This window comes from Glycomyces tarimensis (assembly GCF_054776215.1).
The window spans coordinates 33,946-49,031 of sequence record NZ_BAAHCB010000001.1 but is presented as its reverse complement, the minus strand read 5'-3'; the positions used below and the strand labels follow the sequence as shown (position 1 = coordinate 49,031).

Annotated in this window: 11 protein-coding genes; 7 read left to right on the top strand and 4 right to left on the bottom strand. The window is 71.4% G+C overall.

The window, feature by feature from the left end:
- Nucleotides 1–123 precede the first annotated feature (123 nt).
- Both panB and ACYVK3_RS00235 read left to right on the top strand, forming a co-directional pair.
- A complete protein-coding gene (gene panB / locus ACYVK3_RS00240) occupies nt 124–975 on the top strand; it encodes a 3-methyl-2-oxobutanoate hydroxymethyltransferase (protein ID WP_460495588.1) in 852 nt (283 codons plus the stop codon).
- Nucleotides 976–1,036: 61 nt separating this feature from the next.
- On the top strand, nt 1,037–1,726 hold the full coding sequence (locus tag ACYVK3_RS00235; RefSeq protein ID WP_460495229.1) for an HAD family hydrolase: 690 nt from the start codon (nt 1,037–1,039) through the stop codon (nt 1,724–1,726).
- Between the two features lie 106 nt (nt 1,727–1,832).
- Here the strand turns inward: ACYVK3_RS00235 and ACYVK3_RS00230 are convergent, their stop codons facing one another.
- On the bottom strand, nt 1,833–2,537 hold the full coding sequence (locus ACYVK3_RS00230) for an MOSC domain-containing protein (RefSeq protein WP_460495228.1): 705 nt from the start codon (nt 2,535–2,537) through the stop codon (nt 1,833–1,835).
- Nucleotides 2,538–2,645: 108 nt separating this feature from the next.
- Between ACYVK3_RS00230 and ACYVK3_RS00225 the strand changes: the two genes are divergently transcribed.
- The 4 genes from ACYVK3_RS00225 to ACYVK3_RS00210 all read left to right on the top strand — a co-directional run bounded on the left by ACYVK3_RS00225 (nt 2,646) and on the right by ACYVK3_RS00210 (nt 9,088).
- On the top strand, nt 2,646–3,986 hold the full coding sequence (locus tag ACYVK3_RS00225; RefSeq protein WP_460495227.1) for a glutamine synthetase family protein: 1,341 nt from the start codon (nt 2,646–2,648) through the stop codon (nt 3,984–3,986).
- Between the two features lie 17 nt (nt 3,987–4,003).
- Nucleotides 4,004–4,687 (top strand): type 1 glutamine amidotransferase, encoded by a 684-nt coding sequence (locus tag ACYVK3_RS00220; protein WP_460495226.1) that lies wholly within the window; start codon nt 4,004–4,006, stop codon nt 4,685–4,687.
- Nucleotides 4,680–7,280, top strand: a complete 2,601-nt coding sequence (locus ACYVK3_RS00215; RefSeq protein WP_460495225.1) for a bifunctional [glutamine synthetase] adenylyltransferase/[glutamine synthetase]-adenylyl-L-tyrosine phosphorylase — start codon at nt 4,680–4,682, stop codon at nt 7,278–7,280. The genes ACYVK3_RS00220 and ACYVK3_RS00215 overlap by 8 nt, the downstream gene beginning before the upstream one ends.
- Before the next feature lie 350 nt (nt 7,281–7,630).
- Nucleotides 7,631–9,088, top strand: coding sequence for a glycosyl hydrolase family 18 protein (locus ACYVK3_RS00210; RefSeq protein ID WP_460495224.1), 1,458 nt, complete (start codon nt 7,631–7,633; stop codon nt 9,086–9,088).
- Between the two features lie 56 nt (nt 9,089–9,144).
- Here the strand turns inward: ACYVK3_RS00210 and ACYVK3_RS00205 are convergent, their stop codons facing one another.
- The 3 genes from ACYVK3_RS00205 to ACYVK3_RS00195 form a co-directional block, all read right to left on the bottom strand.
- A complete protein-coding gene (locus tag ACYVK3_RS00205; protein ID WP_460495223.1) occupies nt 9,145–12,420 on the bottom strand; it encodes a hypothetical protein in 3,276 nt (1,091 codons plus the stop codon).
- 215 nt (nt 12,421–12,635) lie between these two features.
- A complete protein-coding gene (locus ACYVK3_RS00200; protein WP_460495222.1) occupies nt 12,636–13,058 on the bottom strand; it encodes a PRC-barrel domain-containing protein in 423 nt (140 codons plus the stop codon).
- An 82-nt stretch (nt 13,059–13,140) separates the two neighbouring features.
- Nucleotides 13,141–14,373 (bottom strand): metal-dependent hydrolase family protein, encoded by a 1,233-nt coding sequence (locus ACYVK3_RS00195; protein WP_460495221.1) that lies wholly within the window; start codon nt 14,371–14,373, stop codon nt 13,141–13,143.
- 136 nt (nt 14,374–14,509) lie between these two features.
- On the opposite strand from ACYVK3_RS00195, the gene ACYVK3_RS00190 reads away from it, so the two are divergent.
- The gene (locus tag ACYVK3_RS00190; RefSeq protein ID WP_460495220.1) at nt 14,510–15,073 is read left to right on the top strand and encodes a dihydrofolate reductase family protein; all 564 of its coding nucleotides are present in this window, start codon (nt 14,510–14,512) and stop codon (nt 15,071–15,073) included.
- Nucleotides 15,074–15,086 lie beyond the last annotated feature (13 nt).

Below are 15,086 nucleotides of genomic sequence, written 5' to 3'. Positions count from 1 at the left end.
GTCTCGAATCGGTGAAGCTCGCGAGCCGCTGGTTGCTCCAGCGGCTTGCGAGCCGACAGTCAGTCCAGCGCGATGCCCGGGGACCGGTGATGGCCGGCCACGAGGAGATGCAGGAGCACGATGATGTCTCGAACCGATGCCCCCGACGAGGTCCCGAGCCTGTACGGGCCGGGCAAGACCGTCAAGCGAGTGCGGGCGCGCCACCTCGTCGAAGCCAAGGAGCGCGGCGAGAAGTGGGCGATGCTCACCTCCTACGACACGTACACCGCGTCGCTGTTCGACGAGGCCGGCATCCCGGCCCTCCTCGTCGGCGACTCCGCCGCGAACAACGTCTACGGCTACGACACCACCATCCCCGTCACCGTCGACGAGCTCGTCCCGCTCGTGGCGGCCGTCGCCCGCTCCACCGAGCGGGCCCTGGTCGTCGCCGACCTGCCCTTCGGGTCCTATGAGGCCGGTCCGGCCCAGGCTTTGGAGACCGCCGTCCGGTTCATGAAGGCCGGCGCGCACGCCGTCAAGCTCGAAGGCGGGCGCCGCATGTCGAGCCAGATCCGGGCTCTGGTCGACGCCGGCATCCCCGTGGTGGGCCACGTCGGCTTCACCCCGCAGAGCGAGCACGCCGTGGGCGGCTACCGCGTCCAGGGCCGCGACGCCCAGGCCGCCGAGGTCGAGGCCGATGCGCACGCCGTCGCCGAGGCCGGGGCGTTCGCCGTGGTCCTGGAGATGGTCACGGCCCCCGTGGCCGCCGAGATCACCAAGCGGCTCGCGATCCCCACGATCGGGATCGGGGCCGGCCCGGAGACCGATGCGCAGGTGCTCGTCTGGCAGGACATGGCGGGGATGCGGCGGGGCCGCGCGCCGCGCTTCGTCAAGCGCTACGCCGAGGTCGCCGACGTCCTCCAAGGCGCGGCCAAGGCCTTCGCCGACGAGGTCCGCAGCGGGGCTTTTCCCGCTGAAGAGCACAGTTTCGAATAAGTCGCGTGAGTGTCGTCGCCTTCCTCTAGGGGAGGGGCGACGACTCGCGTAGGGTGCGCACGTGACCTCTGACGCGATCATTCTCTTCGACTTCGACGGCACCGTCTGCCTCGGGGACGAGCCCGCCTACGACTACGCCCGCCGCGTGGCCGCCGTCCTCCACTTGGACGACGAGCGCGAATTCCTCGCCGCCCACGCCTCGTTCTGCAAGGGCCGGCCGACCACCGCCTCGACGTTCGACGCCCTCGACCCGTACAACGCCGTGCGGCGCCTGGCCGCGGAGTTCGGCGTCGAGGAGGAGATCCGCGCCGAGGCCTACCTGGCCGCCCGCGCCGGGATGGCCGCCGGGAAGTTCCCGCTGCGTTCGCCCGAGGGGCTCCGCGAGCTCCTGTGGGATCTGCCGAGGGGCGTCGAGACGGTGCTGGTCACCAACGCGCCGCTCGACGGCCTCGACGCGATCCTCTCGCAGATTAAGCTGGAGGGCCTGTTCGACGAGGTCATCGGCGACGCGGCCAAGCCCGAAGGGCTCGGCGCGGTCCTCGACCGCCTGCTGGAGGGACGCGAGCCCTCCTCGCTGCTGAGCGTCGGCGACATCCCGGTGAACGACCTCGCCCCGGCCGTCGAGCGCGGCTGCACCACCGCCTATATCGACCATTTCGGGCGGCCGTGGCCCCAGGCCGACGCGTCGGGCTCATCCATCGAGGAGCTCTACCCGTTCATCCACCGCTGGACCGCCGAGCGCGTCGCCTGAGAAGCATTGCGCCGCAACGGGACGTGAAATCACCGGGGCGGCGTACCGAAGCTGTCGCCGGGGCGACATAAGCTGAATATGCGCCCTGAGCCGACCGATCCCCGGCTCAGGGCGTCCCGGTGACCTCGTCGCCGACGCCGATCGTCGCCATCGCGTCGGTGGTGAGGTAGAGGCCGAAGTGGTTGCCGAGCCCCTTGACGATGTGCTTGTGCAGTTCCTTGTCGCGGACGCGGCCGTGCGGGTCCCAGCTGGGGAGCACGCACCGCTCGCACTGCTTCTGCAGGGCGAAGTCGTGGCCGCCCAGCCGGATCGTCATGCCGCGCTCGTACTCGGCCTCGGCGTAGGGCTCCGCGTCGGCGGCGATCATCACGTTCGGCCGGAACCGCTCGGCTTCGATCTCGCGGCCCATCTGCTCGGACAGGCGCCGCAGACCGGCCTCGAAGATCACCAGGATGCGCCCGGAGCTCCGCTCGTGCTCGCGCAGCTCGATGCCGTCCACGCCGAGGTCGGCGGCCATCGCGGCCGGCAGCCCCGGGTCGTCGGCCGACCAGGCGCCGCCGCTCGGCTCGTACACGACCGGCGCGTCGCCGGTCCCGTCCGCGGAGCCGCATTGGGCCGGCCAGGCCGCCTCCCACTCCATCAGCCGAGGGTGAGAGCCGCCCCACAACTGCTCGCCCGTGCCCGCCCGGAACACCTCGAGCACGCGGTCGCCGGCCATGCCGTCCTTGTCGATCACGGCCGAGCGCACCGCTTCGCCGCGAAGGCTCTTGACCGGCCAGCGCCACATCTGCGCAACAGTCCCTGAGAACACGCTCACCAATGTACCGATCTCACGTTCGGATTCCCATCTGGCCGGGTTAACGTCGGCGACATAATCGAGTGAGATACTTGCCGCCCCAGGACCGAGAGGAAACGCACCATGGAACGGCAGAAGGAGTTCGTGCTCCGCACGCTCGAAGAGCGCGACATCCGGTTCGTCCGGCTGTGGTTCACCGACGTGCTCGGCACGCTGAAATCCGTCAGCGTGGCCCCGGCGGAACTCGAGTCGGCCTTCGAGGAGGGCATCGGCTTCGACGGTTCCGCGATCGAGGGCTTCGCGCGCGTCTACGAGTCCGACATGGTGGCCATGCCCGACCCGACCACGTTCCAGGTCTTTCCGTTCGAGGGCCGCGGCATCGGCGAGTCGGCGCGCATGTTCTGCGACATCCTGACCCCCGAGGGCGCCCCGTCGTGGGCCGACCCGCGCCACGTGCTGCGCCGGGCCCTGTCGAAGGCGGCCGACCGGGGATTCACCTACTACGTCCACCCCGAGATCGAGTTCTTCCTGCTCGAAGACGGCAGCGAGAACCCGAAGCCGGTCGACCAGGGCGGCTACTTCGACCACACCACGCACTCGGTCGCCCGGGACTTCCGCCGCCAGGCGATCCTCGCGCTCGAACGCGTCGGCATCTCCGTCGAGTTCAGCCACCACGAGGTCGCGCCCGGCCAGCAGGAGATCGACCTGCGCTACGCCGACGCGCTGACCACCGCCGACAACATCATGACGTTCCGGCACATCGTCAAGGAGGTCGCGCTGACCTCCGGCGTGACCGCCTCGTTCATGCCCAAGCCGTTCTCGGACCAGCCCGGCTCGGGCATGCACAGCCACATGTCGCTGTTCGAGGGCGAGGACAACGCGTTCCACGACCCGGGCGACGAGCAGCGGCTCTCCAAGACCGCCAAGGCGTTCATCGCCGGGCTCCTGCGCCACGCGCCGGAGTTCACGGCGATCACCTGCCAGTGGGTCAACTCCTACAAGCGCCTGTACTCCAGCCCGCAGCCCGGCCAGATCTCCGAGGCGCCCTCGTACGTCTCCTGGGGCAAGGCCAACCGCTCCGCGCTGGTGCGCGTGCCCGTCTACGGCAAGCCGAACTCGGCGCGCGTCGAGATCCGCTCGCTCGACTCGGCGGCGAACCCGTACCTGGCCTACGCGGTCATGCTCGGCGCCGGCCTCAAGGGCATCGAGGAGGGCTACGAGCTGCCTTCGGGCACCGAGGACGACGTCTCGGCGCTCACCAACGCCGAGCGGGTCGCCGCCGGCTACCAGCCGCTGCCGTCCTCGCTGGCCGAGGCCTTGGACGCGATGGAGGCCTCCGACCTCGTGCCGGAGGTGCTCGGCGAGCACGTCTTCGACTACTTCCTCAAGAACAAGCGCAGCGAGTGGGAGGACTACCGCACGCAGGTCACCCCGTTCGAGCGGCGCAGGTACATCAATTTGTGACCGTTTAACATGGGACGGTGACCATCGCACTCGTCATTGAGAACGACCCGGCCCTGGGGCTCGCTCGCGCCGCCGACTGGCTCGCCGAGGCGGGCATGGACTTCGACGTCGTGCGCCCGCACGCCGGCGAGGCCGTTCCGAGGAGCGCGGGCGGACACGACGCGCTCATCGCGCTCGGCGGCACCCGCAGCTGGGACTGGGCCGAGGAGCTCACCGGCCTGCTCGAGTGCGCCGTGGCCGACTCGACCCCCACGTTCGCGCTGGGCTCGTCGGCGCAGATGCTCGCCGCCGCGTTCGGCGGCGAGCTCGAGCGATCCGAGGCGCCCCAGGGCCCGAGGATGCTGGCCAAGCGGGACGCGGCCGGCCGCGATCCGCTGTTCGGGCCCGCGCCCATGACGATCGATGTGATCTGCTGGAGGGACAAGGAGATCGCGCGGCTTCCCGAAGCGGCGATGCTGCTGGCCGCCTCCCCGTACGGCTCGCAGGACGTCTTCCGCATCGGCGAATGGGCCTGGGGCGTGCAGCCGCACTTCGAACTCGCCGCCGACCGGCTCGCCGAGCTCGGGGCCTTCGAGGATCCGGCGTTGGACAAGGCCCGCGAGGTCGACGAGCACATCGTCGAGACCTGGAAGCCGATCATGCAGCGCTTCGCGCGGACCGTGTCGGGCCAACGCCGAGCGCTGCCGGTGGTCGATGCCTGAGCTCGACGCCGCGCGCCTGGCGGTGATCGAGGCCAGCAACGCCCTGGGCGACTTCATCCGCGCGCACCCCCACGTCGAGGCGGCCCTGATCGAGGACGAGGAGACGGGTCTGACGCGCGTCAGGATCGCGGACGCGACCGAACTCGCCTTCGCATGGAAGGCGAACCTGCTGCGCATCGGCGCCGCCGACCTCACCGGCGAGGCCGATCTGCCCGCCACCTCCGGCGCGCTCAGCCGTCTGGCCGACGCCGTCATCGACCGCGGTCTGGAGCTCGCCCGCGCCGAACTGCCCGGGGAGGCGCGCCTGGCCGTGATCGCCATGGGCAAGACCGGTGCCGAAGAGCTCAACTACGTCTCCGACGTCGACGTCGTGTTCGTCGCCGACGGCGACCTCGGCCTCGCCACCCGCCAGGCCGCCCGCATGATCCAGATCGTCGGCCCCGCCACCTGGCCGGTCGACGCCGCGCTGCGGCCCGAGGGCCGCCACGGCGCGCTCGTGCGCACCGTCGACTCCTATCTCAGCTACCTGCGCGACTGGGCCCGCACCTGGGAGTTCCAGGCCCTGCTCAAGGCCCGGCCCGCCGCCGGGGACCTCCAGCTCGGCCTCGACTGGCTCGCCGCCGTGCAGCCGCTCATCTGGGGCGCCGCGAACCGGCCCGGCGTGGTCGAGGACATCCGCGACATGCGCCGCAAGGTCGCCGACTCGGTGCCGCGCGGCGACCGGAAATACGAGATCAAGCTCGGGCCCGGCGGCCTGCGGGACATCGAGTTCGCCGTGCAGCTCCTCCAGCTCGTCCACGGCCGCGGCGACCCCGCCCTGCGCGTCCGCTCCACGCTGGAGGCCCTCGAAGTGCTCGTCGCCGGCGGCTACCTGGCCCGACGCGACGGCGAGGACCTCACCGACACCTACGTCTTCCTGCGCACCGTTGAGCACCGCGTCCAGCTCCAGCGGCTCCTGCGCACCCACCGCGTCCCCGACGGCGGCGAACCCCTCCACCAGCTCGCCCGCGGCCTCGGCTACACCACCGACGAGGGCTTCCTCACCGCCTGGCGCGCCCACGCCGCCACCGCGCGCCGCCTGCACGAGAAACTGCTCTACAAGCCCCTGCTCGACGCCGTCACCCGCGTGCCCACCCACGAGCTGCGCATGACCGAGTCCGAAGCCGCCTCACGCCTGGCCGTCCTCGGCTTCGCCGACCCCGACAGCGCGCTGACCCACATCCGCAAGCTCACCGCCGGCATCGGCCGCACCGCCACCGTCCAGCGCGCGCTCCTGCCCGTCGTCCTCCACGAACTCGCCGACTCGCCCGAGCCCGACCGCGGCCTGCTCGCCTACCGGCAGGTCTCCGACAAGCTCGGCTCCACCCCCTGGTACCTGCGGCTGCTGCGCGACGGCGGCCCCGCCGCGACACGGCTGGCGCGGCTGCTGGGCACCTCCCGCTACTTCACGAGCCTGCTGCTGCACGTGCCGCAGTCGCTCCGGTTCCTGTCCGACAACGCCGACCTGGCCCCGAAGGGCCGCGACGACCTCGCCTCCGGCATGCGCCAGGCCGCGGCCCGCCACACCGAACCGTCAGCCGCCGTCGGCGCGATTCGGGCGATCCGGCGCCGCGAGCTCATCCGCATCGCCGCCGCCGACCTCCTGGGCCTCCTGGACGACCAGCAGGTGGGCCTGGCCCTGTCCGACCTCACCGACGCCGTCCTCGACGCCACGCTCGTCGTCGCCTCCCGCGACGTGCCCGACGCGCCGCCGATCGCGATCATCGGCATGGGGCGTCTGGGCGGCAAGGAGACCGGCTTCGGCTCCGACGCCGACGTCGTGTTCATCCACAATGGTGACTCCGATGCCTCCCGCAAGGCCGCCGCTCGCATCGTCGAATCGGTGCGCTCGCTCCTGGCCGCGCCCACCGCCGACCCGCCCGTCGAGATCGACCTCGGCCTGCGCCCCGAAGGCAAGGGCGGGCCGATCGTGACCAGCCTGGCCGCATACGGGCGGTACTACGCCGAGCGCGCCCGGCTGTGGGAGCGCCAGGCGCTCCTGCGCGCCCGCGCCGTCGCCGGCGAGGAGGACCTGCTCGACCAGTGGCGCGAGGAGGCCGACGCCGTCCGCTACCGGCCGGGCGGGCTGACCGACGCCGAGCGGATCGAGTTCCGCCGCGTCAAGGCCCGCGTCGACTCCGAACGCCTCCCGCGCGGTGCCGACCCGAACGGCCACACCAAGCTCGGGCGCGGGGGACTGGTCGACATCGAGTGGTCCGCCCAGCTCCTCCAGCTCGAACACGGCGAGGACGTCGCGCTCCACACCACCCGCACCGTCCCGGCCCTCGAGGCCGCCGCCGCGGCCGGCCACCTCGACGTCGGGTCCCTTGAAGACCTGCGCTCGGCGTGGGAGTTCGTCTCGCGCGTGCGCAACGACATGACGTTGGCTCGCGGCGTGCCGCGCGACGAGCTGCCGCGTTCCGGACCCGAGCTGACCGGGCTCGCCCAGACTCTCGGATTCGGCTCCGACACCCAGGAGTTCCTCAACCACTACCGCCGCCTCACCAGGCGCGCGCACGAGGCGGCGCACCGGATCGTCTACGGCCACGGGTGAGCGGATGCGGGGCCACGCGCGGCCGGTGCGCCTGCTTGCTGTTCAACGTGCAAGCGGAGACCCAGAACTATTGGCGCGCAATCGCAGTGCGATGAGGGGCGGACCGGTGAACCGGTCCGCCCCTCTGGCCCTGCCTGCCATCACGAATACAATAACGCTGCCGTACAAGCGGCTTGACGCGACCACCCCGTCACCAGCCGCGACGAGGGTCGGGAATCCATTGGCGCGCTCCCATATCGGTGCTTTGGCGGCTGCTGAACTTTTTCTTCCCGCCCTCTTGACTTCCCAATGTCGAGTCGTAAAGATAAAGATACTTATCAATTAAGTCTCTTTACTTTTGGGAGGATGCATTGAGACTCAGAAGCAGACGGCTCATCGCCGCGCTCACCGCGGCACTGGCCGTGGCCGCGTCGGCCGCGATCGTCGCCGTCGCCAACCCCTTCACGGCCGGAGCCCAGACGGTCTGTTCCACGGCATGGGACTCCAGCGCAGTCTACGTCGGCGGTGACCAGGTCAGCCACAACGGCACCGAGTACCGCGCCAAGTGGTGGACCACCAACGAGGAGCCCGGCACCACCGGCGAGTGGGGCGTGTGGGAGTCCCTCGGCGCCTGCGGAGGCGGTGGCGAACCCACCGACGAGCCCACCGATGAACCCACCGACGACCCGACCGACCCCGGGCCGGTCGACCCGCCCACCGAGCAGTACAACGTCGCCTACTTCACCGAGTGGGGCGTCTACGGCCGCGACTACCACGTCAAGGACATCGCCACCTCCGGCTCGGCCGAGAAGCTCACCCACATCGTCTACGCCTTCGGCAACGTCCAGAACGGACAGTGCAAGCTCGACGACTCCTTCGCGGCAATCGAGAAGGCCTACACCGCCGCCGAATCGGTCGACGGCGTGGCCGACGCCTGGGACGACCCGCTCCGAGGCAACTTCAACCAGCTCAAGAAGCTCAAGGAGATGTACCCGCACATCGAGGTCGTCTGGTCCTTCGGCGGCTGGACCTACTCCGGTGGCTTCGGCCAGGCCGCGCAGAACCCGGCCGCCTTCGCCCAGTCCTGCTACGACCTCGTCCACGACCCGCGCTGGGACGGCGTCTTCGACGGCATCGACATCGACTGGGAGTACCCGAACGCCTGCGGCCTCACCTGCGACTCCAGCGGCACCGACGCCTACCCGGCGCTGATGCGGGCGCTGCGCGAGGAGTTCGGGAACGAGCTGGTCACCGCGGCGATCACGGCCGACGGCACCAGCGGCGGCAAGATCGACCTCGGCGGCTACGGCGAGGCGGCGCAGTACGTCGACTTCTACATGGTCATGACCTACGACTACTTCGGCGCCTGGGACACCGACGGACCGACCGCCCCGCACTCGCCGCTGAACGACTACAGCGGCATCCCGATCTCCGGCTTCAACGCCTCGACGGCGATCACCAAGCTCAAATCGCTCGGCGTCCCGGCGGACAAGATGCTGCTCGGCTTCGGCTTCTACGGCCGCGGCTGGACCGGCGTCACCCAGGCGGAGCCGGGAGGATCGGCCACCGGCGCCGCCCCGGGCGCCTATGAGGCCGGCATCGAGGACTACGAGATCCTCAAGTCCGAATGCCCCGCCACCGGCACCGTCGCCGGCACCGCCTACGCCAAGTGCGGCAACGAATGGTGGAGCTACGACACCCCGGAGACCATCTCGGGCAAGGTCGACTGGCTCAACAGCCAGGGCCTGCGCGGCGCGTTCTCATGGGAGCTGTCGGGCGACACGCCCAACGGCGAGCTCATGAGCGCCATCCACAACAGTCTCGACTAGTTCCCCTCCACGCGGCGGGCGACCGACACGGCGCTGCCGGTCGCCCGCCGCCACTCCTATTCGCCGGAGGTGTAGACGCCGCGGGCCAGCCGCGCGACCTCCGGGGCGGGGAAGGCGCGCAGACGGCGCAGCAGCTCCCGCCACTCGGGCGTCCACCCGGCTCCGGCGCCCGGTATCTGGATCGTCGACGCCGCGATCACGCACGCGGCGATGTCGCCGGTGGAGGCCAGACGCTCGTAGAACGGCAGGAAGTCCGCCCGTTGCCCCTGCTGCAAGCGGCGCGCCAGCTCCAGCCCGAGCTGGTAGGCCTCCACCGCATCGCCGATCCTCGCGGTCAGCGCACGTATCCGCCACGCGGGGGCGTCCCACGGCAGCGCCGCCAAGAGCAGCTGCGTACCGAGGTCGACCGGCAGCAGCTCGATCAGGCCGTCCGGAAGACGATCCACAATGCTGTGACGCGACCAGGGCATCTTCAACGAGTCGACGACCCGCCCCAGACGCTGACGCACCGGTGAGTCGCGCTCGGCCGTCGCGTTGGGCTCGACGCGGTCGTCCGAACGGAGCCGGCGCACCGCCGTCAGCAGCGGCTCCCAGTCGCCGGCCTCGACCGCGATCGCCCGCAGCGCCGCGGCGGCCGCCGTCCAGTGGGCGGTGGCGTCGAGATCCGAGAACAAGTCCACCAGGGCGTCGTTCAGGTACGTCGAGTACCGCGACCATTGCGCGGCAGCGGGCAGCGCGGCCTCGATCAACCGCTCATCGCCGGACACGGCGGCGTCGGCGAGCAGGTTCCCGTACTCGGAGCGGTGCTCGGGGGCGATCGCGAACGGCGCCACCGTGAGCGCCGCGGCGGCGACGTCGGCCCCGAACCCGACCGACTCCCGCACGATCCGCCTGGCCCACGGCTCGTCGAGCCAGTGGAGGAGACCGGACACGATCGCCGCTCGGACCCCGGCGGACAGCGTCTCGTCGCTCCACAGAGACCGGACGGCCCCTTCGGCGCCCGGCACGCGATGATCGAGCATGAGGCGAACGCCCTGCTTGCGTGCGGCGAGCTTCTCCGATTCGAGCACGGGGGCGATCCGCTCGGCCAGGAAGGCGGGGCGCGCTCGGCGGGCGAGCCTGCCCAGGCCCAGGCCCGCGACGACGGCGTTCGGCCCGTTGGCGTGCTCCATGAGCACTTCCCAGGCCCGCTCGACCGGGACGGCCGTGTCCAGGGCCGCGAGGGCCGAGGCCGACAGGGCTTGGTGTCCGGTCTCCAAGTGCGCTTCGAAGCGGCCGATCGGAGCGCCGGGGACGCGGGACATCGCCGTGACGATCATGGCCCGCTCACGGGTGCTGCGGCGTTCGTCGTTCGCGAGCGAGTCGAGCGTCGTGAGATACCGTTCGCGCAGCCCGGCGGGCCATCGCCGTGTGAGGTGCCTGCCCCGGGGCCGCAGCAGCGCCGAGACGTCGTCGCCCGGGGAGGAGAGCCAGTCGGCGAGCGTGTCGACGCGGTCGCGGATGAGGACCTCGAACACGGCGGGGACGGTCGCGAGCGCGGCGTCGGCCTCCACCAGTTCCGCGGCCGCGGCCGGATCGGCCCTGGCCAAGGCCGCCGCGGCATCGCGGGCGGCGACGGTCTCGCCCGAGCGGGCGACCGCGCGCAGCAGGGAGCCCAGTTCGGGGAGGTCGCGGCAGGTGCGGTCGAGCACCTTCGCGAAGACCAGCACCAGCTTGAACCGACCGACCTCGCACTGGCCGGACATGACGGGGATCAAGCGGCGGCACAGCTCGGCCACGACCGGTCGCGGCAGTTTCCGGAGCGCCCCGGCGAGGTCGCGGCTGCCGCATTCGACGGCGACGCGCGCGAGGTGTTCGAGGCCGAACTCCACCGAAGCCCGAGCCCGGTGGTCGAGCCCTATTCGGATGAACCGCGAGGCCAGCCGCAGCAGCGCCTGGTTGGTCTCCCTGGAGCGCCACGGCGAACCGAGGACGGCGCCGATCAACGCGCTCAGCGGCGCTCGGTGTTCTCGGCGCCACGCGGTCGCGGGCACTGCGGTCAGCGCCTCCAGCGCGGCGGCATGGACCTGGTCCTGGTCGCGGCCGAGCCGGTCGAGCGCGGCGAGCATGTCGGCCACCGCTTCGGATCCGTCGAGGCCGGCGCTTTGCACCAGCCGCTCATAGGCGGTCGCCCGCTCCGCCGCCGAGGTGCGTTCGGTGGCCGCGACGAGCTCGTCGCGGACCTCGCCGTAAGGCAGTTGGCCGCGCAGGGCCTCGCGCTGGGCGCGCGAGTCGGCGACCTTCCGGTGTGCCAGGCGTTCCCGGACCACCTCGTGCCGCAGCGACCGCGGCAGGTCCCTGGAGAAGCCGTGCCAGCGGTCGCCGTCGTAGTCGCCCTGGCATGCGAGGAGGACCTCCCGTCGGCGCGGGTGCGGCAACAGCGGCAGCAGCATCGCCTGGATCTGCCGCAGGCTCCGGCTGCGGCGCGCGAACGCGGCGATGGCGGCGGTGTCGCGCTTCGTCAGGCGCCGGAGGACGCCTTGCTGGAAGCAGACCCGCTTGACCAGCGTCTCCCGCTCGGGCGAGAGGACGAACCGCCACGCCTCGTCCGGGTTCGCGGTGATCAGGCGCGGCAGGACGGGGCCGAGGACCTCCGGCAGGGTCTGGTCCTCCCAGCATCGGTCGAACAGCGCGAGCCAGACCTCGGGCCTGGCCGAGGCCGCGGCGCGCAGGCCCCGCCGGTGATGCGCCCACCATTGCGTCCACTGTGCTCGCGGCAGTTCGGCGAGGCTCTGCGAGGCGTAGTCGGCGAAGACGTCTGGGTGGCGGCGCGCGAGCGTCGCCCAGGAGGCCACAGCGTGGGCGAGGGACGGAAGCGCCTCGGCCACCACCGGGCCGGAGCACGCGCTCAGCAGCCGGGCGGCCTCTCGGTCGCCGAACCGCTCGCGCACCGCGCCGAGGAGCCGGTCGGCCACCGCTTCGCGGCGGTTGCGACGCAGCGCCCGGTAAGCGGACCGCCGGACCTGGAGGGCGCCGTCGAGGACGGTCGAGACGATGGCGTCGTCGAATCCGCCGAGGCGGGCCGCGACGGCGACCGCCGCGGCCGCGATCTCGCAGTCGTCGCGCCCGGCCAGCGCGCCGACGTGCTCGCGATCGCCGGCGACGCTCGCGAGGAACAGGGACAGGTCCGCGGCGAAGTGATCGCGGCCGGCCAGTTCGGCGAGCAGGTCGGCGAACGCGTCGCCGCCGCCGTGCTCGCGGGCGTAGGCGCTGAGGAAGCGGGTGCGCCGACCGATCGGCATGGTCTCGACGCACGCCAGCAGTGCCACGGCGGAGAGCGGTTGAGGGGTCAACGGCATTCCCGGTTCTAGCGAAGTGATGGGGCGTCTCCGCCGCCGGTGCGCGGCGGCCGGATGCATCGGCGAGCGGGGTTCGTCCCGTCAGATGTCACGGCGACCAGTATATGGCCTCGCCCCACCGGCGGGGGTCCGCCGTGGGCCGGGCGGGGCCACACGAAGCGAGTCCCCGGCGCGCCCGAAGGCGCACCGGGGACTCGCTGGTCGATCCGCTAATACCGGAACGGGAAACCCGGGTAGACGTAGCCCGTGCCCCAGTGGGGCATGTACCCGTAGTGTCCGTAGACGTCCTCGTAGTACGGACGCTCGGGCTCGGGCGTCAGCTCCGGGTCGTAGACCGGGCCCGACGCGACGTGCTCGCGGTCCTTGTCGATGTACACGTTCGTGTCGTCGACGCGCGTGATGGCGTCGACCGGAATGAGGACCTGCTTCTTCCCCAGGCCGAGGAAACCGCCGGAGCTCACCTCCAGGAACCGGACCTTGCGCTCCGGCTGGTCGATGAGCAGGCCGTCGACCTTCCCGGTCTCGTCGCCGTTCCGATCGATCACCGTCTGGCCGCGGACGTCGTCGACCTCGTTGGCGACCGTCAGATCGGTGTCGCCGAGCCGTACGAGCGTCGATGTGTCACCAGCCATGATGTGCCCTCCATCCTGTTTGACGCCGAGTGGATACCCGGCGCGGAGACGACAAAACACGCAGGTCGCCAAGGGCGAACGCTTAGCGCTCGTCGCGGACGATCCGGCCGGCCTTCATGACGAGCTTCAGGTGCTCGGCCGGAGTGGTCAGGACCCGGATGTCGGCGAGCGGGTCGCCGTCGAGGACGAGGAGGTCGGCGAGCGCGCCCGGAACGATGCGCCCGATACGGCCTTCGGCGCCGAGCAGGCGCGCGGCGGTCACCGTCGCGGAGCGAATGACGTCGGCAGCGGGAACGACCTCGGAGCGGATGCGGAACTCGTCGAGCTGATGGCGGCGCATCCCGCCGAGCAGGTCGGTGCCGAAGACGATGTCGACCCCGCCGCGGTGGGCGCGCTCGAGTGCCGCGAGACCGGCCTCCAGGACGAGCTGGTTCTTCTCGAGGCTCGCGGCGGGGAGTCCGTACCGCGCGCCCTCGGCCGCCATCCGCTGGTAGGTCACCAGCGTCGGGACCAGGAACGCCCCGCGTTCGCGGAACAGCTCGACGCTCGAATCGTCGATCAGGTTCCCGTGCTCGATGGACCGGACCCCGGCCTCCAGACCGCGATTGACGGCCTTCGCGGTGTAGGCGTGCCCGGCGACGTACCGGCCCGCGGCCTCGGCCTCCTCGACGGCCGCGCGGATCTCATCGAGGGAGAACTGCGTCGAGTCGATCCGGTCGGTGGGGGAGGCGACGCCGCCCGAGAGCATGATCTTGACGTGGTGGGCGCCGGTGCGCAGCTGCTCGCGGGCGGCCCGGCGGACCTCGTCGACGCCGTCGCAGACGCGCCCGATGTCGGGGCAGCAGTGGTGGTCGTCGCGGACGGCGCGGCCGCGCGGACGCAGGTCCGCATGCCCGCCGGTCTGCGAGAGCGCCTGACCGCCGAAATAGACGCGCGGGCCCGGCGCGATGCCCTCCTCGACCGCGTCGGCGATCCCGAAATCGGCCCCGCCCGGGTCGCGCACCGTCGTGAACCCCCGCTGCAGCATCTCGCGCAGCTCCACGGCCGCCTTGAGCGCCACGTAACTCGGCGACTGGTCGGCCAGCGAGGCCAGGTCGGCGGTGAAGGCCTTGACGTGGACGTGGGCGTCGATCAGGCCCGGCATGAGCGTCCGCCCGCCCAGGTCGATCACGCGCGCGCCTTCCGGCGCCGCGACCTCCGCGCCGCCGACCTCGACGATCTGCCCGTCGCGCACCAGCACCCGGCGGTCCTCGATCAGCGCCCCGGCCACCGGATCGAGCAGCCAAGCGCGCTCGAACACGACCGTTTCTTCCATCCTCGTCCTCCTCGTCGATCAGAGCCGATCACGCCGCCCGAAGAAACCCGGCGGCGGGTGTCGATTCGAGCCGGGCCCGTTCGACATGGGGGTGAGGGACCATCCTCGCACCGCATAGAGCCGAAGGAAGAAGACCATGCGCACATTGATCGTCACCGCGTTCGTCTCCGTCGACGGGGTCATGGAGGCCCCCGGCGGCGAACCCGGATACCGCAACACCGGCTGGACCATCAAGACCGTGGAGTTCGACGAGGCCGCCTACGAGCTCAAGGGCCGCGAGCAGGAGGAGACCACCGCCCTGCTGGTAGGGCGGCACTCCTACGAGGCGTTCGCGCCGGTCTGGCCGCAGATGGAGGAGTTCGCCGGGTACAACGCCATGCCGCGCTACGTCGTCTCGAGCACGCTTGAGCAGGACGACCCGCGCTGGCCGGCCACGGTGCTGCGATCGGTCGACGACGTCGCGGCGCTCAAGGAGACCGAGGGCGGACCGATCGCCGTGCACGGCAGCGCCACGCTCGGCAAGAGTCTGGCCGACGCGGGCCTGGTCGACCGCTATCACCTGCTGGTCTTCCCGGTGCTGCTCGGCGCCGGCAAGCGGCTGTGGAGCGAGGCCGACAAGGACTGGACCAAGCTGAACCTGGTCGACCACGAGGCCTACGCCAACGGCATCCAGAAGCAGGTCTTCGAGGTCGTCCGCTGAACCGCGAGCGGGC